31 protein-coding genes are annotated in these 20,823 nt (G+C 72.0%); 8 read left to right on the top strand and 23 right to left on the bottom strand.

The annotated features are described in order from the left end of the window. Positions 1 to 49: 49 nt before the first annotated feature. From MEICH_RS0122610 to MEICH_RS0122710, 20 genes are all read right to left on the bottom strand, one after another. Positions 50 to 2,032, bottom strand: coding sequence for a hypothetical protein (locus MEICH_RS0122610; protein ID WP_027894488.1), 1,983 nt, complete (start codon positions 2,030 to 2,032; stop codon positions 50 to 52). Further along, positions 2,032 to 2,364, bottom strand: coding sequence for a hypothetical protein (locus MEICH_RS0122615; RefSeq protein WP_027894489.1), 333 nt, complete (start codon positions 2,362 to 2,364; stop codon positions 2,032 to 2,034). The genes MEICH_RS0122610 and MEICH_RS0122615 overlap by 1 nt, the downstream gene beginning before the upstream one ends. Before the next feature lie 147 nt (positions 2,365 to 2,511). Next, positions 2,512 to 2,808: a hypothetical protein gene (locus tag MEICH_RS0122620; protein ID WP_027894490.1), complete on the bottom strand. Its 297-nt coding sequence runs from the start codon at positions 2,806 to 2,808 to the stop codon at positions 2,512 to 2,514. Between the two features lie 103 nt (positions 2,809 to 2,911). After that, positions 2,912 to 3,199 carry a hypothetical protein gene (locus tag MEICH_RS0122630; RefSeq protein ID WP_027894491.1) on the bottom strand — a complete coding sequence of 96 codons (288 nt, stop codon included), beginning with the start codon at positions 3,197 to 3,199 and terminating at the stop codon, positions 2,912 to 2,914. A 9-nt stretch (positions 3,200 to 3,208) separates the two neighbouring features. Next, positions 3,209 to 3,610 carry a nucleoside triphosphate pyrophosphohydrolase family protein gene (locus MEICH_RS0122635; RefSeq protein ID WP_051304450.1) on the bottom strand — a complete coding sequence of 134 codons (402 nt, stop codon included), beginning with the start codon at positions 3,608 to 3,610 and terminating at the stop codon, positions 3,209 to 3,211. A 43-nt stretch (positions 3,611 to 3,653) separates the two neighbouring features. After that, positions 3,654 to 3,917, bottom strand: a complete 264-nt coding sequence (locus MEICH_RS0122640) for a hypothetical protein (RefSeq protein ID WP_157202994.1) — start codon at positions 3,915 to 3,917, stop codon at positions 3,654 to 3,656. Beyond that, positions 3,914 to 4,444, bottom strand: coding sequence for a hypothetical protein (locus tag MEICH_RS0122645; protein ID WP_027894494.1), 531 nt, complete (start codon positions 4,442 to 4,444; stop codon positions 3,914 to 3,916). The genes MEICH_RS0122640 and MEICH_RS0122645 overlap by 4 nt, the downstream gene beginning before the upstream one ends. Positions 4,445 to 4,520: 76 nt before the next feature. Further along, entirely contained in the window at positions 4,521 to 4,661 is a 141-nt protein-coding gene (locus MEICH_RS29895) for a hypothetical protein (RefSeq protein WP_157202996.1), read from the bottom strand. 135 nt (positions 4,662 to 4,796) lie between these two features. Beyond that, positions 4,797 to 4,922, bottom strand: coding sequence for a hypothetical protein (locus MEICH_RS30550; RefSeq protein WP_275052635.1), 126 nt, complete (start codon positions 4,920 to 4,922; stop codon positions 4,797 to 4,799). 103 nt (positions 4,923 to 5,025) lie between these two features. Continuing rightward, complete coding sequence (locus tag MEICH_RS0122665) at positions 5,026 to 7,071, bottom strand: phage terminase large subunit family protein (RefSeq protein ID WP_027894495.1); 2,046 nt, start codon at positions 7,069 to 7,071, stop codon at positions 5,026 to 5,028. A 130-nt stretch (positions 7,072 to 7,201) separates the two neighbouring features. Then, on the bottom strand, positions 7,202 to 7,933 hold the full coding sequence (locus tag MEICH_RS0122670) for a hypothetical protein (RefSeq protein ID WP_027894496.1): 732 nt from the start codon (positions 7,931 to 7,933) through the stop codon (positions 7,202 to 7,204). A gap of 272 nt (positions 7,934 to 8,205) precedes the next feature. Beyond that, complete coding sequence (locus MEICH_RS0122675; RefSeq protein WP_027894497.1) at positions 8,206 to 8,439, bottom strand: hypothetical protein; 234 nt, start codon at positions 8,437 to 8,439, stop codon at positions 8,206 to 8,208. A 3-nt stretch (positions 8,440 to 8,442) separates the two neighbouring features. Beyond that, positions 8,443 to 8,601, bottom strand: coding sequence for a hypothetical protein (locus MEICH_RS29070; RefSeq protein WP_157202997.1), 159 nt, complete (start codon positions 8,599 to 8,601; stop codon positions 8,443 to 8,445). A 10-nt stretch (positions 8,602 to 8,611) separates the two neighbouring features. Further along, positions 8,612 to 9,091, bottom strand: a complete 480-nt coding sequence (locus tag MEICH_RS27565; protein ID WP_051304451.1) for a VRR-NUC domain-containing protein — start codon at positions 9,089 to 9,091, stop codon at positions 8,612 to 8,614. After that, on the bottom strand, positions 9,088 to 9,843 hold the full coding sequence (locus MEICH_RS0122685; protein ID WP_027894498.1) for a hypothetical protein: 756 nt from the start codon (positions 9,841 to 9,843) through the stop codon (positions 9,088 to 9,090). The genes MEICH_RS27565 and MEICH_RS0122685 overlap by 4 nt, the downstream gene beginning before the upstream one ends. Then, on the bottom strand, positions 9,840 to 10,952 hold the full coding sequence (locus tag MEICH_RS0122690) for a DNA polymerase III subunit beta (protein ID WP_027894499.1): 1,113 nt from the start codon (positions 10,950 to 10,952) through the stop codon (positions 9,840 to 9,842). Before MEICH_RS0122690 ends, MEICH_RS0122685 begins: the two co-directional genes overlap by 4 nt. Before the next feature lie 35 nt (positions 10,953 to 10,987). Then, positions 10,988 to 11,743 carry a single-stranded DNA-binding protein gene (locus MEICH_RS0122695; protein ID WP_027894500.1) on the bottom strand — a complete coding sequence of 252 codons (756 nt, stop codon included), beginning with the start codon at positions 11,741 to 11,743 and terminating at the stop codon, positions 10,988 to 10,990. A 29-nt stretch (positions 11,744 to 11,772) separates the two neighbouring features. Then, on the bottom strand, positions 11,773 to 12,618 hold the full coding sequence (locus MEICH_RS0122700) for a hypothetical protein (RefSeq protein WP_027894501.1): 846 nt from the start codon (positions 12,616 to 12,618) through the stop codon (positions 11,773 to 11,775). Next, entirely contained in the window at positions 12,615 to 12,977 is a 363-nt protein-coding gene (locus tag MEICH_RS0122705) for a hypothetical protein (RefSeq protein WP_027894502.1), read from the bottom strand. The genes MEICH_RS0122700 and MEICH_RS0122705 overlap by 4 nt, the downstream gene beginning before the upstream one ends. Continuing rightward, positions 12,974 to 13,396, bottom strand: a complete 423-nt coding sequence (locus MEICH_RS0122710; RefSeq protein WP_027894503.1) for a hypothetical protein — start codon at positions 13,394 to 13,396, stop codon at positions 12,974 to 12,976. The genes MEICH_RS0122705 and MEICH_RS0122710 overlap by 4 nt, the downstream gene beginning before the upstream one ends. 155 nt (positions 13,397 to 13,551) lie before the next feature. Here MEICH_RS0122710 and MEICH_RS0122715 point away from each other — a divergent pair, with 155 nt between their 5' ends. From MEICH_RS0122715 to MEICH_RS0122730, 4 genes are all read left to right on the top strand, one after another. Further along, complete coding sequence (locus MEICH_RS0122715) at positions 13,552 to 13,803, top strand: helix-turn-helix transcriptional regulator (protein WP_027894504.1); 252 nt, start codon at positions 13,552 to 13,554, stop codon at positions 13,801 to 13,803. Then, entirely contained in the window at positions 13,800 to 14,759 is a 960-nt protein-coding gene (locus tag MEICH_RS0122720; RefSeq protein WP_027894505.1) for a hypothetical protein, read from the top strand. Before MEICH_RS0122715 ends, MEICH_RS0122720 begins: the two co-directional genes overlap by 4 nt. Beyond that, entirely contained in the window at positions 14,756 to 15,568 is an 813-nt protein-coding gene (locus tag MEICH_RS0122725; RefSeq protein WP_027894506.1) for an ATP-binding protein, read from the top strand. The genes MEICH_RS0122720 and MEICH_RS0122725 overlap by 4 nt, the downstream gene beginning before the upstream one ends. 111 nt (positions 15,569 to 15,679) lie before the next feature. Continuing rightward, on the top strand, positions 15,680 to 15,931 hold the full coding sequence (locus MEICH_RS0122730; protein ID WP_027894507.1) for a hypothetical protein: 252 nt from the start codon (positions 15,680 to 15,682) through the stop codon (positions 15,929 to 15,931). On the opposite strand, the gene MEICH_RS0122735 is transcribed toward MEICH_RS0122730, so the two are convergent. The 3 genes from MEICH_RS0122735 to MEICH_RS0122745 are packed head-to-tail and all read right to left on the bottom strand — an operon-like array spanning position 15,884 to position 17,751. Then, entirely contained in the window at positions 15,884 to 16,276 is a 393-nt protein-coding gene (locus MEICH_RS0122735; protein ID WP_027894508.1) for a hypothetical protein, read from the bottom strand. The two genes, MEICH_RS0122730 and MEICH_RS0122735, sit on opposite strands and share 48 nt — an antisense overlap. Further along, a complete protein-coding gene (locus MEICH_RS0122740) occupies positions 16,269 to 17,054 on the bottom strand; it encodes a ParA family protein (protein ID WP_084542489.1) in 786 nt (261 codons plus the stop codon). Before MEICH_RS0122740 ends, MEICH_RS0122735 begins: the two co-directional genes overlap by 8 nt. Positions 17,055 to 17,097: 43 nt before the next feature. Next, positions 17,098 to 17,751: a hypothetical protein gene (locus MEICH_RS0122745; RefSeq protein ID WP_027894510.1), complete on the bottom strand. Its 654-nt coding sequence runs from the start codon at positions 17,749 to 17,751 to the stop codon at positions 17,098 to 17,100. Positions 17,752 to 17,957: 206 nt separating this feature from the next. Here MEICH_RS0122745 and MEICH_RS0122750 point away from each other — a divergent pair, with 206 nt between their 5' ends. From MEICH_RS0122750 to MEICH_RS0122765, 4 genes are all read left to right on the top strand, one after another. Beyond that, on the top strand, positions 17,958 to 18,188 hold the full coding sequence (locus MEICH_RS0122750) for a hypothetical protein (RefSeq protein WP_027894511.1): 231 nt from the start codon (positions 17,958 to 17,960) through the stop codon (positions 18,186 to 18,188). A gap of 4 nt (positions 18,189 to 18,192) precedes the next feature. Beyond that, positions 18,193 to 19,947: a phage portal family protein gene (locus MEICH_RS0122755; protein WP_027894512.1), complete on the top strand. Its 1,755-nt coding sequence runs from the start codon at positions 18,193 to 18,195 to the stop codon at positions 19,945 to 19,947. Continuing rightward, positions 19,944 to 20,480, top strand: a complete 537-nt coding sequence (locus tag MEICH_RS27570) for a 2'-5' RNA ligase family protein (RefSeq protein WP_027894513.1) — start codon at positions 19,944 to 19,946, stop codon at positions 20,478 to 20,480. Before MEICH_RS0122755 ends, MEICH_RS27570 begins: the two co-directional genes overlap by 4 nt. Before the next feature lies 1 nt (position 20,481). After that, a partial coding sequence (locus MEICH_RS0122765; protein WP_027894514.1) for a hypothetical protein occupies positions 20,482 to 20,823 on the top strand: 342 nt, incomplete at its 3' end.

The raw sequence follows: 20,823 nt of genomic DNA on the forward strand, positions 1-20,823 counted from the left end.
CCTTACACCCGCACCCCGCCCGATGCCCGCCCCCGCCTGGGGGCGGGCGTCACGTGGGCAGCTCGCCCGCGCCCGGCAGCTCGGCCTGGGCGCTCCAGGAGTCGATGCGGCCCTCCCCCGAGTCCCCGTCGCGCGCCACAAAGCCCGCCGTGTCCAACACCGCCGGGCCGAAGCCCTGGGCGCTGCGGCTGCCGCAGAGGACGGGCTCGCCGTCGATCCACACCGTGAAGCGGTCGCCGTCGCTCAGCAGGCCCAGGGCGTAGCTCTGGCCCGCCTTGATCCGGTCCCGCAGGTTCTGGCGGTAGCGGATCGGCCCCGAGTCGCCAAAGGTCACCTCGACCTCGGTGCTCTCGGGGCCCTGGCCCGCGTCGGGGTTGCCCCCCTGCTCGGTGCCCTGGGCGAAGAGGAAGGCGGTGACGGCGTTCGCCAGGTCGAGGCCCTGGAAGAAGGAGTTATCGGGGTCGAAGGTGGAGGGTCCGGGGGTGAAGTGGCCCTCGAGCAGCGCCCGGCGGGTGAAGGCGGGCAGCGGCTGGGCGTAGCGCAGGCTCACCAGGCCGTTGACGGGGCCGGAGGGCTGGCCCTCGCCCCCCGATTGCACGTACTCCACCCCCACCGGCCCGCTCACCCGCTGCCAGGGCGCCCCCAGCGGCCCGCTGCCCTCGAAGCCCTCGTACAGGCTCGAGGACGTGGACAGCCCCTGGAAGGGCTCCGCCGGGTCGATCCCCGCCCGCTGCACCATCGGGCCGCACCAGGCGGCGAAGTCGCGCACGTAGGAGTACGAGCCGGTGGGCCCGGCCATGTACAGGGTCAGGCCGGGGGTGTTGAAGGCGGGGTGGAGCTGGGGGAGGACGTGGCGCAGGATGCGCTCGCCGTCGCGGTAGAGCTCGAGGCCGTAGGCCGTGACCACCGCCTCGAAGGTGTTGGCGCCCCCCTGCTGGGGCGCGTAGGGGCCCGCGGTCACGAAGTCGGTCTGCTGGCCGTTCTCGTAGAGCGCCAGGTAGATGCGCGGCCACTCGGGGTCGAGCTCCAGCACCGCCATGTTGCCGCCGAAGCGGTCCCCGATGAGCCACTGCACCGCGCGCCCCGGCGTCCCGTTTTCCTGGGTGAAGCGCAGCAGGCGCACCGGGTCGGGGGTGGCGAAGTCCATCCGGGCCCAGCCCTGGCCCGGCGCGGCCACCCGCAGGCCCAGCGGGTCGCGCACCCAGGGCTCGGACAGCGACCCCGGCACCTCCTCCCCCTGCCCGGTGAAGGGGTCGTGGAGCTGGGCGAAGGGGGCGGCCAGCCACCCCGCCTGCTGCGCCTCGACCGCCGACACCGCGGCCCGCCAGACCTGCCCGGCGCCCCGCCCCCCCGAGCGCACCACCAGGTAGCCCCCGCCCTGGCTCTGGGGGTCGTAGGCGATGGGCTGGAGGCGGGGCAGGGGCTCGAGGTACTTCGCCCCCTGCAAGCCCCCGGCCAGGATCAGGTGGCCGCCGCCGGGCAGCAGCACGAACATGAAGCCCACCTCGAGCTGGTTGTGCTCGAACTCCATCCCCACCAGCGCGCCCCCGCGCGTGACCCGCCAGGTGTGGGCGGGGCCGGAGGGGGTCAGCTCGACGCTGGCGATGCCTGGGTCGTCGGGCGCGGGGTCGGGAGTGGCGAAGAAGCCCAGCTTGACCGGGTTGCCCTGGGGGTCGGGCGCGGTGAGCTGGAGGTAGCCCACCAGCAGCTTGTCGGCGGGCCGGGCGAAGGGCGAGCCGTCGGGCAGGGCCCAGGCCACCGACTGGTGGCCCGTGACCTCCTCGGGCAGGGGGCGCAGGATCAGGCTCGAGTGCGCGACCTCGGTCGAGGGCAGCGGCTCGGAGACCAGCCGCAGGGCCAAGGGGGCGCTCAGCCCGTCCCCGGCGACGCTGCCGCCGACCCCGCCCAGGGGCACGCCCTGGCCGAAGGCGTCGAAGGCCAGCAGGGGGCCTTGGTAGGGGCCCGAGCCCCCGCCGGTCCCCCTCGAGCGCCCCAGCCCGTCCAGCGTGCGCAGGTCGGGCAGCTCGCGCATCAGCGCCCCCAGTAGGAGAGGTAGACCGGGCCTTCGGAGTAGACGGCGACGTGGGTGGTGCCGGGGCGCAGGGCGATCATCAGGCTCTGGCCCGCCCCCACCCGGCGCGGGGCGCTGCCGTCGGTCACGTTATATCCGGGCTCGACGGCCTCGACGGTGCGGTCGCCCAGGGCCACCACCGCGGGGCTGTCGGTGGTGGTCACCTCGATGAAGCGGGTGTGGGGGGGCAGCTCGAGGGGGCCGCCGTCGGGGGAGACGTAGAAGTTGGTGCCGCTGGGCGGGAAGGCTACGGGCACGGGGATGCCGTTGGCGTTGGTAGGGAGCAGGCTCATAGCCCCAGTGTGGGCGCGGCCAGGGGTCAGGGGTCAGGGCCCCAAACCCCAAACCCCCGCCGGGGGGCGGGGGCGGGCCGAGGGCGTCGGAGGGGTTGCGGGCGGCTGTCTGCCGCCAAGGACCATATTACATGAAATCAAGCGAAATCAAGCCTCGAGGCCCGGCCCGCCCTCGCCCAGCTCCTCCCTCAGCTCGGCGTTCTCGGCCTGCTCCTCGGCCAGCTCCCGCCGCACCGTCCGCAGCCGCTCGAGCACGCCGCCCAGGGCGCTGATGAGGGCCTGGGCCGGGGTGGAGCCCACGCCCAGGACGGTGAGGGAGTGGTCCCCGTAGCCCTCGTCGCGGTCGATGGCGCAGCGCAGGGAGCCGCTCGAGCCCAGCGGCTCGAACGCCACCGTGAAGCCGCGGCTGCCCAGCTCCTGAATGACGGCCTCGAGCGTGAGCATCAGCGGTCCCCCGGCGGGGCCGAACGCCGCTCGAGCCGCTCGCAGAAGGCCCACAGCCGCCCGGCGATCAGCGCCAGCAGCACGGCGGGATAGAGGAAGGGGGTCACGCCTCGCCCCCCTCGCCGCGCTCAGGGGCATCGAACATCCCCCCCAGCCGCCGCCGCTCCTGCTCGGGCAGCTCGGCGGCGCGCAGGGCCGCCAGGTGCTCCTCGAGGGTTCCGATGAGCTGCTCGAGGCCCTTGACGTTGACGACGGCGCGGCACTCCTGCTGGTTGCGCAGCCCGCGGGTGAGGGGGTCGTAGCCCTCGAAGGTGTGCAGGATCAGCTCGAGCAGCGGCGCGCCGTCCTTGTCGCGCAGGTAGTTGGCCGAGAGTCCCTGTAGGCTTCGCACGGCCACCCCCTAGAAGCGCTTGCCGCCGTGACGCCAGCCGCGGGCGCGGTTGGCCTCGAGCTTCGCCATCAGCGCCCCGGCCACGTCGTAGCCGAAGGTCTGAGCCATGTCCAGGATGCGGATGACGGCATCGGCCAGCTCGACCTCGACCGCGCGGAAGTTGGGGCACTTGCCGTCGGGGGCGTCGGGGTCGGTGCGCAGCGCCTCGAGCGCCTCCGACAGCTCGGAGTGGATCAGGGCGATGAGGGTTCCCGGCTCGCGGTTGCCGGTCCAGCCCCGGTTCACCGCCCCGATCACGTCTTGCAGCCGGTTGAAGGCCGCGGTGATGTCGAGCTGTTCGCCCGCGGTGAGCAGGGGAAGGGGGGCAGGGGCGGGGTTGGCGTTGGCCTGGGGGTCTTGGGTCGGGGGCATGGTCGCTTCTCCTTTTCCTTTGTTGGCGGTGCGCGCCGCGGGCTTATGCCGGGCGGTAGAGGTAGACCGTGCGGGTGTCCTCCCGCACGTAGTAGGCCCAGCCGTTCTCCACCGGGATCAGCTCGGTCTCGAATACGCCCGGCTCCACCGGGCGGGAGTCCCAGGGGGCCACCCCGCGCAGGTCGGGCGCGAAGCGCAGCAGCAGGCGGGGCTCGGGGAGCTCGTGCACCGCGTAGCCCTTCGCCCGCAGCTCGGCCAGGAAGGTGGCGAAGGTGGCGGTGTCCACGGCGGCGGGGGCCGGGCTCACGGGATGACCGACCCCCTCCCCCATGCGGCCTTGCGCCAGGCGTTTAGCGCGGCCTCGGCCTCGGCCTGTCCCTGGCGGCTGAGCAGGTAGCGGCTGCGGGGCCAGCGCCCCTGGCGCATCAGCCCGTCGGAGCGGGCCAGCCCCGCCAGCACCAGCCACGCCAGCACCCGGCTGACCCCGGCGTGGCGGGCGACCTGGGCGAGGGTGGCCCACGCCCGGCGGGCGCGCAGCTCGAGCAAAGCCTCGAGCACCGCGTACAGGGGCGAGCGGGGCAGCGCGGCGCCCCGCCCAGGCGCCCGCGGGCGCGCGGCCTGGGGCCGGGCCGGGGCCGGGGCAGGGGCCGGGCAGGGTACGTAGGTGTAGACCACCGTGCCGTCGTGCTCGATCAGCGCGGTGCGGTGGTAAGTGAGCTCGGGGCCGAAGGCCGTGACGATGGTCTCGGGCGCGCCCCCTACGTAGCCGCTCGCCCCGTCGTAGAGCCCGCCCGAAAGGCGGTACTTGGTCATTTTCGGGTCCATCGGGTTCATTCCCCTCCTCCTTCCGCGGGACACCCCGTCGAACCGCACGTACCGTTTCACGGGGCCACCTCCCACAGCGCCACCATCAAAGCCCGCACATCCCATAGCACTCGTCGGCCATCCCGTCGAACAGCGGCTCCATGTCATCGGTCGGCAACTCGAGTCGGGCTTCTCGCAGGGGGATGGCCTGCCGGTACACATACACCTCGTCATTGATCCGGGCCATCCGCCGGATGGCCTCGTCGAACTCGACCGCTTCGGCCCACTCCTCCCGCCCCCTAACGCCGCGCGTAGGCCCGCGCGATCAGGGCCAGCAGCAGGGCCACGGCGTAAGCCAGGAAGAACTCGAGGCTCAGCACGTTCACGCCGCGACCCCGAAGCGCAGGTAGTAGACCCCGCCCCAGGCCAGGGCCGCGATCAGGGCCAGGCCCACGAAGACGATGGCGAAGGCCAGCCAGTCGAACTTGGGTTCGGATGTGTCTCGCATATGGGACAGGATATATTGAAATACATCGTGGCGCAAATCGGGACGGGAGGCGGGGAACGCCCTTCCTGTCCCACGCTTCGGATGTGTTTGCTTGAAATAACGCTCAGGGACGGGCCTTCCAGCGCGCGCAGTTGGTGGTGGCGGGGGCGGTGCGCACGGGGGGGTGGGCGCCCAGGGACAGGGCCACCGCCGCATTCTCGCACCAGCCCAGGGCCTCGCCCTCGCCGGGGGGCTTGAAGTAGGCACAGCCCCGGCACTGGCGGCGGGGGCGGGCCTCGGCCAGGGCGCTGGGCCGGATGACCTCGGGCAGTTGGTCCTGGTAGCCGCTGTAGGGGCGCTCGGGCTGGGGCTTGGCGTAGGCGAGCTGGGTCGAGCCCCGGACCCGCATCAGCCCGGCCACCGCGTAGCCGAAGGCGTGGACAAAGTGGGGGTCGAGGCCCAGGTGCCGGAAGGTGTACTGGTACTCGCCCTCGTCCACCACCTCGCCGCTGCCCTGGATGCGCCGGGTCTTGGGGATTTGGGTGCGGGCGACGTGCTTGAAGTGCTCGCGCATCTCCTCGAGCAGGGCCACCGGCTTGAGCCGCCCGCCCCGGCGCAGCTCGCGCACCAGGGTGTAGCCGTCCTTGGGCAGCAGCACCCGGCGGTTGGTGAACAGGGTCATGGCCTGGAGCAGGTGGCGGTAGCGGTGCAGGTCCACCAGAAACTCCCACTTGGCCTCGCCGCTGGAGCGCTCGAGGCTCTTCTTCTCCCGCTGGTCGGCCCACTCGATGGGCTGATCCTGGGTGAGGTTGTAGTCGGCCAGCCAGACCATGCCGCGGGGCATCTCGCTGGCGACGGCCTTGGCGTAGTCGTAGGCGGGCTCGGCGTCGCAGACGACGACGTTGACCGCCCAGCGCCGCAGCAAATCCGTGGTGCGGGCGACGGCCTCGAGCCCGCTGGCCTCGAGCACCTCCAGCCGCACCAGCCGCACCAGGCCCCCCGGCGCCCACTCCAGGATCACCACGTGCTTCTCCACCCCGCGCTGGTCGATGCCCGCCGCGCGCCAGGGGGAGTCGGGGGAGGGGCCCTCGGGGGGCCAGGCCCAGCCGTGCATCGCGCCCAGCTCGAGCGCGGCCTGCCACACGGTGTCGCCCACCAGGATGGCGTCGGGGTCGGCGTGGGGCAGGCCGAGGTAGGAGTTGTAGAACTCGCTGGGGTTCTTGCCCTCGACCACCATGCGCTGGTAGGCGCCCCAGAGGTTGGGCAGGTCGCCCGCGCCCTTGAGCACCTGGGAGAAGCTGTAGCCCAGCCACTCGGCGTCCTCGGGGCCCACGGCGTGAAAGAAGCCGTCCTGCACGTCGTGGATCAGGTGGCCGCAGCGGGGGCAGACGTACTCCATGCGCGCGGCGTCCACGCAGGAGAGCCAGGTCTCGAGGCTGTCGTACATGACGAACCCGGCGCGGTTGGGGCAGAGGGGGTTGGGGCAGCGGGTGTGCCACCAGTGCTGGGTCGAGCGCTGGAAGTAGTAATCCACGTCGGCGTTCGGCATCCCGGCGGTGGAGCCCATCATGTGCATCCCGCGCTCCCCGCGGGGGCCGACGAAGGCGCTCTCGGAGGTGCGCAGGAAGGTGCGCTCGATGGTCGCCACGTCCATCAGGCGCACCTCGTCGAACTGGAGGGCGTCGGTGGGGAAGGAGTCCACGCTCACCCCGCTGCGCATCCCGCGGAAGCGCATGTTGGAGACGCCGAAGCGCACCGCCTCCATGCTGTCCACCCCGCCCGTGCCCACGAGCTCGAGCATCCGGGGGCTGGAGTGCATCATGGGGCGGAAGCGGGTCTTGTGCAGCTCGTACACCGCGTCCTGGGTGGGGAACATCAGCGCCACGTTGATCTGCTGGCGGGTGTCGGCGGTGAGCCAGGCCGCGCGGTAGATGAAGTGCAGGGTGAGGCCGAGCTGGGCGGCCTTGCGCACCACCAGGCGGTGGTAGAAGCGCCCGCGCTCCTCGCCGTAGAGGGGATCGAGGTAGCGACGGCGCTCGAGGCTGAACTCCCGCGAGCCCTCGGGCCGGATGCCCGAGGCCAGGGCGAAGCGGCGCAGGGTGGACAGCTCCTCGGGGCTGAACACCGGGGGCGGCAGCCGCAGGGAGTCGAGGAAGGCTTTTTCAAACATTATGCGCCCTCTCTGGAGCCATTCGGACGAAACCCCCGAGATTGGGGCGCCCGGTCTGAGGGTTTATGCAAGGTGTCGGTATGCTTATGCGGATCATGGTGTAAGCAGTCTTACACCCCGCCCCGCCGGGCTAGCCGACCCGGCTGGGCGAGACCTTGGGGAGCACGCGGGCCTCGAGCGCGGCGTGGACGCGCTCGTACTGCTCGAGGCTCAGCACCTCGAGCATGACCTCCTTGAGGGTTTCGGTGAGCGCCAAGAACGCCTCGAGCGCCTTGGCCTCGGCGTTCTTGGCGCGGGTCTCGGCGCGGGTCTTGATGGCGGCTACCACCCGGTAGGCGTGGTCGGAGACCTCGCGGGTGTACCCGCTGACGAAGGCGTGCGAGCGGTTGAGCTCGCCCAGGGTGCGCCCGATCTTCTCCAGCAGGTAGGGGTCGGGGGCGTCCTTGAGCATTTCGGCGTACTCCTGCACCCGCTTGTGGGCGGCCTCGAGGCTCTCCAGGGCCCCCTGGAACTGCTCCTCCTTCTCCAGCAGCGCCCACACCACGGCCTTGAGGGTCGCCAGCTCCTCGTCGGAGTCGTCGAGGGCGCGCCCGCTGGCGTGCACGAGCTCACGCAGCTCCTGGATTTTGCTCTTGCCGCTCCTGGAGTACAGCCCGTGGGTCAGGCGGGCGGTGGTGGGGTCGGCCCTCGAGCCCTCCTTGACCCGCTTGGCGCTGCCGGGCCCGTGCTTCCAGCACTTGTCGAAGCCCTTGCGGGCGGGCTGGGAGCACTGCTTGCCGCCCCGGACCGCCTGGCAGCGGGGCATCCGCTTGCCCATGCGGCTGAGGAAGGGCTCGAGGGGCGGGTCACGGTCTTTGGACATGGGCATCTCCGAACGGCGCGGGCACACGGGGATGCCCGCCCCCCTTAGAGGCTGCCACGCTCCAAGGGTCAGGGCCTCGAGTCCCCCCTTGGAGGGGCTTGGAGGGGCTTGGAGCAGCAAGGGCCCCCTGGAAGCTCCAAGGGGCTCTAAGGGGACGGGCGGGGCTAGGGGGCGCCCTGGGCGGCCAGCTCCCCGGCCAGCTCCACCGAGGCGTTGACGCAACGCCAAGAGCCCTCCGGGGGTGCCGGAGGGCTCCTCGTGTCGGGGCGCGGCTACCCCTCGGGCCAGACCCGCACCTCCAGGGTGCCGTCGCCCCTGGCGGTGACCTCCACGCCGCACCCCCGGCCCTGCGAGCCCAGCAGGCGGTCCAACTCCGCCCGAGCGGAGTCGCGCACCTGGGTGAGGACGTCCGGGGTGGCGAGTCGGCCTCCGTAGCGGCGCAGCAGGAAGCCCTCGAGGTGGGCCGCGAGGGCCTCGAGGGTTGGGCGGGATTCGCTCTGTGACATGCTCTACCTCCGTGACCGGGGCGGCCGGTTGAGGACCACCCCGGACACCGCCTGCGACTCGGCGGCAGAGAAGGCAGGGGCGATGGCGGTGCGGGTGATCCTGTGGACCGGGGGGGTGGGGGTGGGGGCGGGGATGGGGTTGGTAGCGCCGTCAACTTCCATACGGACCTCCTTAGGGCTCCCCCTGGTCGTAGCCGGGGGGTATCTCGCCCTTGAGATAGGCTTCGGTGAGCTCCTTGGCCTTCTGCCAGTCGTCGAGGACCACCGCCAGGTTGCCGTGCTCCCGCAGGAGCCGGATTTTGCGCGCCTGCTCGGGGCTGGGCTTACCGCCCGGGCGCTTGAACTCGATGTAGAGGCTGGCGTAGCCCCCCCGGGGCACCGGCAAATGCGTGTCGGGGATGCCCTCACGCAGCCCGTCCAGAACGGCGTTCCGCGCGCGTATCATCCGGCGGCGGGCGGTGGGGGAGTAGGCGCGGCCCGTGGCGGCCCTGGACTCGGCCAGCTCCCGGCGTTCCTGCTGCCAGTCGCCCATGTAGGCGCCGTTGGGGATGGCGTGGAAGAGCTCGAGCTCGGGGTAGCGGGCGGTCGCCAGCGCGACCCACTGGAAGAAGGTGCGCTGGATGTCGCGCTCGCTGGGGGCGGGAGGCTTCACGGGCGGCCTCCGGCGTCGGGGCCGGGCCGGGCGTCGGAGGCCAGCTCGGGGGGCACGTAGCCCATCACCCTCCCCCCCCGGCGCACCAGGGCCAGGCGGCCCGCGCGGTGGGCGCGGCGGCGCACGCGCTCCTGGTCGCGCTCGGTGGGCAGGGACTTGAGGGGTATCCAGCCCGCGGGGGGGCGGGGGGCGAAGCGGCGGGCGTGCCAGTCGGCCACCCGCCGGGCGGCCTCGGGCTCGAAGAGCAGGCGGCCCAGGCGCCCCTGAAGGCGGGGGACAGCCTGCACGCGGGCGGCCAGGGAGCCGGGGGCGGGGTCTTGCTGGCGCACCAGATCGTTGAGGCTGCGGCGGTTGCGCAGGCCCAGCAGCGCGGCGAACCGGGCGCTGTCGAGCCAGTGGGCGTGGGCGCGCTCGGCCTCGAGGCGCTGCTGGCTGCGGGCGATGTAGGCCGCGGCCCAGGCTTTGGGCACCACCGCCACGCCGGGGCGGGGGCGGGAGATCACCCCCGCGTCCTTGGCGGCCTCCCACACCGCGCGCTTGCTCAGGCCCGACTCGAGCACCACCTCCTCCAGGCGCACGGTGTTGCGCGAGCGCGAGGGGAGGTGGGCGCCGAGCTTGTAGGCGCGGGCGCGCACGCCGCTGAGGGTGCGCCCGGGCAGGCGCTCGAGGCAGTAGCGCGCGCCGCGGCTGGCGTAGAAGCGGCGGATGATGGCCTCCTCGGCCTCGGTCCAGTGGGGGGCCCGCGCGCTCATACCCGCAGCGGCACCACGACCGCGACCGCCGAGGCTTCGCGCAGCGCGCTGGGGGCGAGGCCGTTCCACTCCCACTCCAGGGTGTCGGCGCCGAGGTGGGCGAGGGCCTCGAGGACGTACTCGCCGTTCATGGGCGCCAGCGTCGCCTCGGGGTTGAGCTGGGCCACCGTCACCGCGATCTGGTCCACGCCCTGCCCGTACTCGTTCCGGCAGGAGATCACCAGGGTGTTCTCCTCGGGGTTGAGCTGGAAGTCGAGCCGCCTGTAAAGGCCCTCGGCCAGGGGCATCAGGCGCCGGATCACCGCCATCAGCTCGGCGCGGGGCACCTCGAGGACCGTGGTGGCCGCGCCGCGGGCCGGGATGATGCGGTGGTAGTCGGGGAACTCGCCCTCCAGCAGCTTGAAGGTGGCGGTGTAGTCCTTGCCGTGGGCGCGCACCTTGCCCCGCCCCAGCTCCAGGCGCGCCTCGCCCTCGCCCTTGCCCAGCAGCCCCTTGAGCAGGGTGGAGGAGCGGTAGGGCAGCACGAAGGGCGCGGCCTCGCCGCTGGCCTCGCCCTCGACGTAGGCCAGGCGGTAGCCGTCGGAGGCCACCAGCCGCAGCCTGGCGGGCCCGCCGGGGGCCGCCGGGCGCACCTCGAACTGGATGCCCTGGAAGATGCCGCGGTAGGCCTCGCGGCTGGCGGCGTACTCGACCTCCAGCAGCTCGGCCAGCCGCGCCGCCTGCACGCGCAGCTCGCCCCTGGGGTCGATGGGCTCGAGCAGGTCGGGGTAGTCCTCGGCCCCGATGAGGCTGAAGGTGGCGCGGATTTTGCCCGAGCGCACCTCCAGGCCCTCGCTCGCGCGGGAGAGGTCGATGGCGTCGGGCCCCAGGTTGGCGAGGAACTGCCCGAAGGTGGCGAAGGGCAGGCAGAAGGCGGCCTCGTCGCCGCCCAGGTCGAGCCGGGGGAGGGAGAACACCAGATCGTGCTCGCCGTCGGTGCCACCGACGAGCACCTTCTCGGCCCGCGGCTGCACCCACAGGTGGGTGAGCAGGGGGTTGGACTGGCGGGGCCGGATCACCCGGCCCAGGGCCTGCACCGCGTTCTGAAGGGGTTTGCTGGGTACTTGCATGGCTCCTCCTATGGGGGTTGGCTGGGTTCGAAGGGCTAAAAGGGCAGGTCTTCCTCGGGGGGGAAGCCCTCATCCTCGAGGCCCTCGTCGATGTCGGGGGCGGGTTTTTTCTCCCGGGGCTGACCCTGGCCCTGGCCCCTAGCGCCGACGCCGTGCAGGGGGGTGAGGGCGTCCACCTCCAGGCGGGTGACGTAGCGCTTCTGGCCGTCCTGCTCCCAGGAGTCGGTCTTGAGGGCCCCGGCCACCTGGAGGGGCTGGCCCTTGCGGGCTTCGGCCAGGCGCGCGGCCACCTCGTGCCAGGCTTCGAGCTCGAAGAAGTGGCCCACGCTCTCCTTGCGGGCGCTGTTGTAGACGTTGACGGCCAGCGCCGCGCGGGTCACGGCGTTGCCCTGGGGGGTGTGGCGCGCCTCGGGGTCGCGGGCGAGGTTGCCGATGAGGAAGGCGCGGTTGACGCAGCCCTCGAGCAGCGGGCCGTACTGGCCCTCGGCCACCCTGGGGGCCTCGAGGCGGTAGACCTCGCTGAACACCGCGTCCACCCGCGAGCGCTTCTGGCCGTCCTGCTCCCAGGAGCGGTACTCGAGGGCGCCCGCGCAGTACAGCGCGTCGCCGTCGCGTAGGGCCTCGCTCAGCGCCTCGGCGCGCTTGCCCAGCACCTTGCCGCGCACCAGCGAGAACAGCTCCCGCCCCCCCGCGCTGCGCCTGCCCGCGAGGGTCAGCTCGAGGATCGGCGTCCCCTGGGGGGTGTAGCGCAGCTCGACCTTGGCACAGCCACTTGCGACGAATAGGTTCACTTTGTCCTCCTTTTTAGACGTGCTTTATTTCAAGAAAGCCCGTGATGGTCCACGCAGCGCGGCCCCTTGAGGTCTTTGTGCCCCAGCCCGCAGCCGCCCAGGGCGGGGTCGTAGAACACGCATTGGCAGGGGTTGAGGGCGTCGCGGCCCCGCGCCACCGCCTCACGCCCGAAGACCTCCTCGAGCAGCCGCTCGGGGATGAGCCATTCCCCCTCGAGGCGGGGGTGGGGCAGCACCTGGAGCCCGCGCGCGCGGCCCACCTGCCGCAGCAGGGGCACTAGGTCCGAGCGCAGCCGGTTGACCCCGGCGTGGCGCGCGATGCGCACCGCGTGGGAGCCCAGCACCACCGGGCCCGGGTCGTCGAGGGCGATCCAGGAGCCCCAGCCCGTCAGCCGCACCCGCAGGCGCAGCCCGGCGGGGGTGGTCAGCCAGTAGCCGCCCGCGGCGTGGCTCAGCTCGCCCTCGTACACCGCCAGGTGGCCCTGGGCGCTCTCCTTGGGGGCGGGCAGGGCCAGGAAGCGGACGCCCCAGTCCTTGAGCAGGTGGTAGAGCTGGGAGGGCGAGAAGCCCAGCTCGGCCTCGACCTCGGCCACCGAGCCTGCGCGCGCCAGCAGGCCGTAGAGGGTCAGCCCCTTGTGCTGGGCCCACCACGCGGTGGCCTCACGGCTGTTGGCCTCGCCGCGGGGACGCCCGGCCCGCACCGCGCGCACGGCCAGGTCGGGGGGCATCCGGCGGGCGGCCTCGAGCACCGCGCCGACCAGCGCGGGGTGGTCGGCGGCGTTCAGCCACTCGGGCCAGCGGATCAGGTGCTCCCACAGCAGGCCGCACGCCCAAGCCGGGGCCGACGCCGAGGCCGGGGCCAGCGCCCCCCTCACGCCTCCCCCCAGTCCCACCGGAAGCGGGGCCGCAGCACCCCCAGCGCGTAGGCGCGGGGGTCGCGGCACTCCTGCTGCCACAGTGCGCGCACCTCGAGGGCGGCGCCGAGCAGGGCGAAGTCGTGGATCACGACCTCGTACAGCCCCCTTTCGTCGCGCTCGGGGCGCCAGCGGGCCTCGATGCCGTCGTCGCGCAGCCACAGCGCCAGGCTGACCGCCTGCCAGACGCTGTGGGCGCGGTACACCAGCACCCGCCCCGCGCCCCGGGAGCGGGGCTTCTTGACGCGGGGGCGGCGGGGGCGCTCGCGCCGCATGGGTTCGTGCGGCGGCAGGGACTCCAGGCGCTCGAGGGGGGTCACGGCGCCACCTCGAGCGCGCCCAGCACCCGCCGTTGTACGGGCCCGCCCTTCCAGCCCGCCCAGTCGGGGCCCACCAGCTCGACCCTCGAGCCCCGCACCCGGCAGGCGTAGGCCCGCATGTCCCCGCCTTGGCTGAAGCGCAGCATGGCCTGGCCGCAGGCGTTCATGTACGCCACGCTGGGGCGCTCCTCGACCCTGACCCGCCCCCTGGGTAGGGCCAGGGGCTCGGGCGCGGTTTTAGGGGCATCCTGGAGCCCCAGGAGGTAGCCCGCGCTCAAGCCCGACGCCGCGCCCAGGGCCCAGAGGAGTGCGGCGAGGCGCGCCCAGGTGGTAGAGTGGGCGCGGGATGTGGCTGCATCCCCTTTCCTGAGCCCCAGGCCGACGCCTGGGGTTTCGCCTTCGCTTCGGGCCGGGTTCATGCTGTCCAATCTACAGGACAAAATAACTTGAAGTCAATAATCCCTTCGACATCAGCCCGCAGAGGCCAGGATGCCGCCCCCGCCCGCCGTCCGGGGGCGGCTCGAGGACAGCTCCCCTTGACTGGCTTTCCGGGAAACAGTACGTTTAGGGGGCTATGGACATCGAGCGGATGCGGGCCCTGGGGCCCTTCGGCTTTTTCGTCCTCGAGGCCCTCAAGCGGCTCGAGGCGCAGTCCCACAACGGCTTCATCACCCTGGGCGGGCGCGACATCGCCCGGATGATCGGGCTGGGCAACGGCACGGTCTATCAGGAGCTCCAGAAGCTCGAGCGGCTGGGGCTGCTCGAGCGGGTCCAGCGGGGGCGGCGGATTTGGTATCGGCTCATCCCGCAGCAGAGGGCCGCATGAGCGCCCAGCGCTTCACCACCATCCGGCGCTCGAGGCCGGAGCGGGATTTTTTCCTGATGCGCAACAGCGTCGCCCAGGACAAATCACTCACCCCCGAGGCCCTGGGCGTCCTGGTGTACCTGCTGTCGCAGCCGTGCGACTGGCGGGTGAAGCTCGAGGACATCACGGGCTTCCGCGCCACCGGGCGCGACCGGGCCTACCGCATCCTGCGCGAGCTGCTCGAGGCCCGCTACATCGTGCGCGAGACCCTGCGCGCCGAGGGCGGGCAGATCGTGGGCGTGGAGTACGTGGTCTACGACGAGCGCCAGCCGGTTACGGAAAATCAGGAAGAAGTGACGGAGACACTTCTTCCTGAAAAGCCGGACACGGCAAAGCCGCATACGGCAAACCCGGACACGGCTGAGCCGGACACGGCAAACCCGGACGCATACAAAGACAGAGTTAAACAAAGCACGAAAATTACAAAGACGGATGATGATGGTGTCGCGCGCGCGCGCGAAGAAAAACCGGAGGTAACCCCCCCGCCCCCCGCCGGGCGCGCTGGCGAGGGGAGTGAGCCGCCCCCGCAAGCCCAAGAACCGCCCGCCGACCCCTTCAAGTCTTCCCCGGCCACTCGTGACGAGTTTCACTTGTTGCGGGAGCTCGAGGCCCTGGGTCTGACCCGCGAGGGCAACCCCATGTCGCAGTGGGCCTGGCACTGCCACGGCACCGGCATGAGCCGCGCCACCCGCCAGCAGCTCATGAGCGACTTCGCCGCCCTCACCCGGCGGCACGGGCTGGCGGCGGTGGCCGAGGCGGTGCGCGACACCATCCGCGCGGGGTCGAAGAGCTGGCGCTACCTGCTGCGCGTCCTCGAGGGGCAGGGCCAGCCCCAGCCCCAAGCCCAGCCCCGGCGCCCCCAGCCGGGCCGCGCCCACGACATGAGCCCCGAAGCCTACGAGAGGGAGAGCCTATGAGCCTCAAACCCGCCAGACCCGCCCTCGCCAAGGCCGCCCGCGCCGCGCTCGAGGCCATGCGCCCCGCGCTCACCGGCGGCCAGGCCCAGCCCCAGGCCCCGGCCCGGGAGCCCGAGTGCCCCAACCCCGAATGCACCGACGGCTGGGACTTGCGCCGCGACCGCGAGTGCGAGCAGTGCCGCAGCCGCAAACAGCTCGTTCGCCTGCGCGACGAGCTGCTGGGCGCGGGGGTCGAGCCGAGGTATCTGGAGGTGGAATGGGAACACCTCCAGATGGACGACAACCTCGAGCGCATCCGCAAGGGCTGCGCGGTGATCGAACGGGTGATCCGTGAAGGCCGTAACCTGGCCCTGCACGGCATCCCCGGCGCGGGGAAGACCCAGGCCGCGACGCTGATGGTCAAGGCCGCGATCCGCAAGGGGTTCGCCGCGCGCATCTACGCCATGAGCGCCCTGGTCACGCAGGCCCGGGCCGCCTGGACCGCGCGCGAGGAGGAGGAACGGCTGTTCGAACGCAACCTGCCCGAGCACATGGCCCGGTTCCGGCTGCTGGTGCTCGACGGGGTGGGCGACTTCGAGGCCGCGGGCAAGGCCGACGCCCAGCACAACACCCTCGAGTTCCGCCTGCTGTACGCCGTCCTCAACGCCCGCCAGGGCGCGGGTCTGCGCACGGTGATCACCACCAACCTCACCCAGAAGCGCTTTGCCGAGCACTTCGGGCCCCAGGTGGTCAGCCGCCTCAAGCCCTTCAGCGCGCTCAACATGGTGGCCCGCGACTGGCGCGAGCGGGAGACCCCCCTCGACTGGTGAGGGGGGTCAAGTGCAAATGACCGCGCCTGCCGTTACCGGAGCCGTTATCATCTCCGGCGTAACGGTGGGGATTACAAAAATCGTGACAATCCGTGACATGGAGCAATACAAATGGCGACTACTGTAGATAACAACCCGGCGCTCGAGGCCCTGCTGAACGAACTGGACACCACCGACGACCCGCAGGAGGAGGGCGAGCTGATGGAGCTGGCCCACCTCGCCCACCTCGCCTTCACCCGGCTCGGCGGGCCCAAAGCGGCCCGCCAGCCGCTCGAGCGGCTGGCGGGGGTGCTGACGGGCGGGCCCACGCCCGGGCTACTCGAGCGCCTTCAGGCCCTCTTCGATGGCGTAGATCACCAGTGAGGACTGGGTGACGCGGGTCGGGTGCCGCTCCTTGGACAGGGCGGCGGCCGCCTCCTTGAGGCTTTCCTGGAGCTCGGGCCGCAGCCGGTTGGAGAGGGTGGGGTCGGAGGGGTGGGCCATCGGGAAGTACTCGGGCAGGGTCTCGGGCGCCGTGCGCCAGACCCGCAAAAACTCCGAGATGAAGCTGTCGAGCAGGTCGCCCACGTAGGTGCGGTGGCGCACGGCGGCCTCCTTGAGGCGGTTCTTGAGGTGCTGGGGCACCACCACCGTGAAGGGGGTGCGCACCGTCACCTCCTCGGGGCTGGGGCCGCGCATCAGCCCGGCGTAGACCTCGCGGTTAGGCATGGGCCGTCACCCCCTCGAGCTTCTCCAGCAGCCGCTCCCCGAAGGCTTCGTAGTCCTTGGCCCCCCGGCTGCGGGGCTTGTACTCGAAGGCGGTCTGGCCTTTGGTCGAGCACTCGGCCAGGGCGGTGTTGCGGTGGATGACCCCGAGGTTGCGCGGGCCCAGGCCCTCCAGCTCCTCGAGCAGCTCGCCCGCGATCTTCTCCCGCCGGTTGACCAGGGTGCCCAGCATCCCCAGCACCGCCGGGGCGGTGCCCAGCTCGGCCTTCATGGCCTCCAGCCGCCGGGTGAGGCCCCGGGCGCCGCTCTTGCCCGACCCGGGGGCCATCGGGACCACCACGAGGTCGGAGGCGTACAGAGCCACCAGGCTCACGAGGTTGACGGTGGGCCCCACGTCCACCACGCAGAAGTCGTAGCCCTTGAGCTCGGCCAGCCGCCGGGCGAGCGCCGGGTAGGGCCGGGGGCGGCGGGAGAGCTGGATTTCGACCTCGGCAATGCGCGGGTCGTTGGGGATGAGGTCCAGCCCCGGGCGCACGTCGAGCATCACCAGCTCGGAGGCGCGCCGGAAGTGGCGCAGGGCCGGGTCGTCGTGGAGCAGCAGCTCGTACATCCCCGCCCTGGGCTCGTCGGGCAGGCCCAGAAACTCCCCGGCCTGGCCCTGTGAGTCGATGTCGATGAGGAGCACGCGCTTGCCCTGCTGGGCCAGGAAGTGCGCCAGGTGGACCGCGGTGGTGGTCTTGCCCACCCCCCCTTTCTCGGCCGCTACTGCGATTGTTCTCATGTCCCTCCTTCGGCCAGTGGCCGGACAGCGCGACGTGAGGGCCCTACAGCCCGACCCCCAGCCTGGGAATCGCCCAGGTGACCACCCCGTAAACCCGCTCGCCGCCCGCGAGCCGGAAGCTCTCGCCCTCGAGGGCGGGGCGCTGGCGGTAGTCGCCGTTGCCCAGGTAGAACGCCAGCTCCAGGCCGCGCTCGCGCAGCAGCACGACCAGCTCGCCGGGCACGGGGCTCTCCTCCAGGCGGCAGCCCACGTTCTGCCCCGGCCACAGCAGCGGGGCGTAGCGCTCGGTGCGCACCTGGAACATGAAGTCGGCCCCCGGCAGGTCGGGGGTGGCGCGGCGGGCCACGGTCGCCCGCGGGCGCTCGCCCTCGAGGTACAGCGGCACCTCGGCGGCGGGCGTGATGGGGTCGCCCAGGCCGTCGGCGGGGCTGAGCAGGGGCAGCTCGAGCCCGGTGTCCCTGCGGAAGCGCGCCGCGTCGCCGTCCCAGAGCAGGTGGATGATGGTGCGCAGCTTCCCGGCGCTGATGGTGCGGCGCAGGAAGTAGTCCGGGTCTTTCTCCATCGACCAGAACCAGTTGCGCGTGACCGCCTCGTAGAGCGGGTTGTTCTCGGCCAGCTTACGGGAGGACTCCTCGAGCTTGCGGTAGGTGAGTTTGCGTTCGAGCCGTTTGCGGGCAATGGCCTGTCCGTGGTTCATAGATGCATACCCCCGTGAATGTGGCTGCTGGCTGTCGGTCTCGCCTCCCTTTCCCTCAAGGATGCCGTGGTGACGGTCACGCCGTGGTCCCCCTGACTCCCTGTCGCTTTAATCCTACCACATGAAACACATTGCTTGAAATATAACTTGTCCCGTATCATGAACATTACTCACGGTTGACCCCTGCCCTGTGGATAAGTGGGGTCATGAGCCTCGACCTCGACACCCTGCACGCGCGCTTCAGCGCCCTCACCGGCGCGCAAATCGCCCGCGTCTCCGCCCGAACGGGCATCAGCCGCAACACGCTCTACCAGCTCAAGGACCGCCGCCGCCTCGAGCGGGCCAAGCTCGCCACCGTGCTCGGCGCCCTCCAGGCCCTCGAAGGGCCCCAAGACCCCCCGCCCCCCGCCTCTGACCCCTCGGGGGCGGGAGCCTGAAGCCATGAGCGACGTGGACCCCCAAGCGCTGAAGGCGGCCCGGACCGCCATGCAGCCCGACGCCCCGCCCGACGAGCGCCAGGACGCGGCCCTCGAGGTGGCCCGGGGCGTCAAGGGCGCGGTGCCGGTGTTCTCCAAGGCCGACCTGTTCAAGGCCGCGGCCTACGGCTACGCCGTGGCCCAGCGCCGGGCGGGGCAGGCCAAGAGCGACACCGCCGACCCCTTCCGCATCTTCCGGCCCTCGCCGGTGCTCTCGGGCAGGCCCGCGCCGCTGGGGTTCGCCCAACTGCGCTCGCTGGCGACGCACGACGTGATCCTGGCCTCCATCGTGCTCACCCGCCAGCGCCAGGTGGCGTCGCTGGCCCAGGCCGCCCAGATGGACCGCGACCCGGGGTTCCGGGTCAAGCTGCGGGGGCTGAAGGACTCGGAGATGACCGACGGGGCGCGCCAGCGCATCGAGTGGCTGACGCGCTACGTCGAGAACTGCGGGGCGGAGTTCAGCCCCTTCGCCCGCAAGAAGCTCAAGCGCGACGACTTCTCGACCTTCCTCAAGAAGGCGGTGATGGACACGCTGCTCATGGACGCCATGCCGGTGGAGATCGTGCGCACCCACTCGGGGCGCCCCCACGGGTTCAAGAGCGTGGACGGGGCCACGGTCTACGTGGCCCCGCCGGAGGGCTTCGAGGACACCCTGCCCGAGCCCGTCGCCGCGACCTACGAGCTGCCCGACCTGGGGGACGTGGACGGGATCATGGTGGTGGACTCGCAGGTGCAGCACTGGTTCCGCTACGACGAGCTGCTGTACCCGCTGCGCAACCCCCGCACCGACCTCTACGGCGCGGGCTACGGCCTGGCCGAGACCGAGCTGATGCTCAGGGTGATGACCGGGCTCGTCAACGTCCTCTCCTACAACCAGAAAGCCTACTCGGAGAACCACGTGCCCCAGGGCTTCCTCACCGTGTTCGGGGACTTCAGCGACGAGGACGTTGAGGTCTTCAAGAACGAGTGGGCCAGCTACGTGGCGGGGGTGAGCAACGCCTTCCGGCTGCCGGTGCTGGTGTCGAAGGACAAGGAGAGCGGGGCGGTGTTCACCAAGACCGGGGTGGAGGTCACCGAGATGGCCTTCGTGAAGCTCATCACCCTCTACATCGCCATCGAGGCCGCGCTCTACGGCATCGACCCCAACGAGATCGGCTTCGAGAGCTTCACGTCCAAGTCCTCCAGCCTCTCCGACGGCTCGGTGGAGAGCCGCCTGGCCGCCAGCCAGGACAAGGGGCTCAGGCCGCTGTTGCAGCACCTGCAAAGCCCCTTGCAGGCCATCCTCGAGGACGTGGACCCCGACGCGGTGTTCACCTGGACCGGCTTCCAAGACCCCAAGGAGGCCGCCGAGTTCGACAAGCTGGTACTGACCTTTGGCGAGGCCCGCGAGCGGGCGGGCCTGCCGCTGACCGGCGACGCGATGCTGGACAACGCCCCCCTCAACCCCGCCATGCAGAGCGTGTACCTCCAGGCGCAGGGCATGGCCCAGATGGGTACAGAGGCCGGGGGCGAGGGCGAGGGCGAGGAGGGCTGGCCGCCCCAGGAAGGCGAGGAGGGCGAGGGGGGCCAGCACCAGGGCCAGGACCGGCAGGAGGCGGACGGCGGGGATGAGGGTGCGGACGGGGGCGAGGAGGGGGCGCAGCCCCAGAATCTGGTGGCGCAGCTCATACGCCGCTTCGGCAAGGGCAAGGTGAGGGGCGGGGCCGGAGGTGGGGCGTGAGGGCCGTGCTGCGCGTGGCTAAGGCCGACGCCCCCAAGGAGGCGGGGCGGGGGGTGATGCTGTGCCTGGTGCCCCCGCTCGAGGTGGCCCAGGCCCTGGCCCTGCCGGGGGGCCTGCCGCCCAGGGAGCTGCACCTCACCCTGGCCTACCTGGGCAAGCTGGGGGAGGGGGTGACGCCGGAGGCGCTGGCGCGCCTGATGCCCGCCGCGCGCTTCCTCGCCGCGATGATGCCGCCCCTCGAGGCCCGCGTCTCGGGCCTGGGGCGCTTCTCCCTCCCAGGGGGGGACGCCTTTTACGCCAGCGTGGACCACCCGAGGCTGCCGGAGTTCCGCCGCGTCTGGGTCGAGCTGTGCCAGCGCCTCGGGGCGCCCCCGGTGCTCAACCACGGCTTCACCCCCCACATCACCCTGTCCTACCTGACCCCCGCCGCCCCCCAACCCCTGCAACGCCTCGAGCCCCTGGCCTGCCGCTTCGACAGCGTGCAGCTCTGGGCGGGGGAGGGGCGGGAGGTGTTTTGGCTGGGGAGGGGCTGAGGTGGAGCACGACATCTGGCAGCCCGACCCCGACCCCCTCAAGGCGCGCCTCGAGGCGGCCTTCTACGCCCTGGGCCAGCGCTACCTGATCGAGGTGCACCAGGCCGTACACCGCGCGCTGGGGCTGCCGCAGGTGCCGCGCCTGAGCGTGGCGAAAGCCTACCGCCTGCCCCTGCCCCTGCTGCTCCTCGCCAAGGCCCAGCGCCGGGGGCTGGGCCGGGTGGGGGAGGAGCTCGAGCAGCGCTGGGAGCGCAGCCGGGTGGAGTGGGGCAGCGCGGTGCGGCGCTTCGTGGACCTGCTCAGCCGCAAGGACGGCGCCCTGGCCCGCGAGCTGGCCGGGGCC

The organism is Calidithermus chliarophilus DSM 9957, from assembly GCF_000430045.1.
In the GTDB taxonomy this organism is placed as follows: Bacteria; Deinococcota; Deinococci; order Deinococcales; family Thermaceae; genus Calidithermus; species Calidithermus chliarophilus.

Excerpts from the sequence above, each read along its gene's own strand:
- MEICH_RS0122610 (WP_027894488.1), bottom strand. The coding sequence starts at position 2,032 with ATGCGCGAGCTGCCCGACCTGCGCACGCTGGACGGGCTGGGGCGCTCG.
- MEICH_RS0122615 (WP_027894489.1), bottom strand. The coding sequence starts at position 2,364 with ATGAGCCTGCTCCCTACCAACGCCAACGGCATCCCCGTGCCCGTAGCC.
- MEICH_RS0122620 (WP_027894490.1), bottom strand. The coding sequence starts at position 2,808 with ATGCTCACGCTCGAGGCCGTCATTCAGGAGCTGGGCAGCCGCGGCTTC.
- MEICH_RS0122635 (WP_051304450.1), bottom strand. The coding sequence starts at position 3,610 with ATGCCCCCGACCCAAGACCCCCAGGCCAACGCCAACCCCGCCCCTGCC.
- MEICH_RS0122645 (WP_027894494.1), bottom strand. The coding sequence starts at position 4,444 with ATGAACCCGATGGACCCGAAAATGACCAAGTACCGCCTTTCGGGCGGG.
- MEICH_RS29895 (WP_157202996.1), bottom strand. The coding sequence starts at position 4,661 with ATGGCCCGGATCAATGACGAGGTGTATGTGTACCGGCAGGCCATCCCC.
- MEICH_RS30550 (WP_275052635.1), bottom strand. The coding sequence starts at position 4,922 with ATGCGAGACACATCCGAACCCAAGTTCGACTGGCTGGCCTTCGCCATC.
- MEICH_RS0122665 (WP_027894495.1), bottom strand. The coding sequence starts at position 7,071 with ATGTTTGAAAAAGCCTTCCTCGACTCCCTGCGGCTGCCGCCCCCGGTG.
- MEICH_RS0122670 (WP_027894496.1), bottom strand. The coding sequence starts at position 7,933 with ATGTCCAAAGACCGTGACCCGCCCCTCGAGCCCTTCCTCAGCCGCATG.
- MEICH_RS0122675 (WP_027894497.1), bottom strand. The coding sequence starts at position 8,439 with ATGTCACAGAGCGAATCCCGCCCAACCCTCGAGGCCCTCGCGGCCCAC.
- MEICH_RS29070 (WP_157202997.1), bottom strand. The coding sequence starts at position 8,601 with ATGGAAGTTGACGGCGCTACCAACCCCATCCCCGCCCCCACCCCCACC.
- MEICH_RS0122685 (WP_027894498.1), bottom strand. The coding sequence starts at position 9,843 with ATGAGCGCGCGGGCCCCCCACTGGACCGAGGCCGAGGAGGCCATCATC.
- MEICH_RS0122690 (WP_027894499.1), bottom strand. The coding sequence starts at position 10,952 with ATGCAAGTACCCAGCAAACCCCTTCAGAACGCGGTGCAGGCCCTGGGC.
- MEICH_RS0122710 (WP_027894503.1), bottom strand. The coding sequence starts at position 13,396 with ATGAACCCGGCCCGAAGCGAAGGCGAAACCCCAGGCGTCGGCCTGGGG.
- MEICH_RS0122715 (WP_027894504.1), top strand. The coding sequence starts at position 13,552 with ATGGACATCGAGCGGATGCGGGCCCTGGGGCCCTTCGGCTTTTTCGTC.
- MEICH_RS0122720 (WP_027894505.1), top strand. The coding sequence starts at position 13,800 with ATGAGCGCCCAGCGCTTCACCACCATCCGGCGCTCGAGGCCGGAGCGG.
- MEICH_RS0122725 (WP_027894506.1), top strand. The coding sequence starts at position 14,756 with ATGAGCCTCAAACCCGCCAGACCCGCCCTCGCCAAGGCCGCCCGCGCC.
- MEICH_RS0122730 (WP_027894507.1), top strand. The coding sequence starts at position 15,680 with ATGGCGACTACTGTAGATAACAACCCGGCGCTCGAGGCCCTGCTGAAC.
- MEICH_RS0122735 (WP_027894508.1), bottom strand. The coding sequence starts at position 16,276 with ATGCCTAACCGCGAGGTCTACGCCGGGCTGATGCGCGGCCCCAGCCCC.
- MEICH_RS0122740 (WP_084542489.1), bottom strand. The coding sequence starts at position 17,054 with ATGAGAACAATCGCAGTAGCGGCCGAGAAAGGGGGGGTGGGCAAGACC.
- MEICH_RS0122745 (WP_027894510.1), bottom strand. The coding sequence starts at position 17,751 with ATGAACCACGGACAGGCCATTGCCCGCAAACGGCTCGAACGCAAACTC.
- MEICH_RS0122750 (WP_027894511.1), top strand. The coding sequence starts at position 17,958 with ATGAGCCTCGACCTCGACACCCTGCACGCGCGCTTCAGCGCCCTCACC.
- MEICH_RS0122755 (WP_027894512.1), top strand. The coding sequence starts at position 18,193 with ATGAGCGACGTGGACCCCCAAGCGCTGAAGGCGGCCCGGACCGCCATG.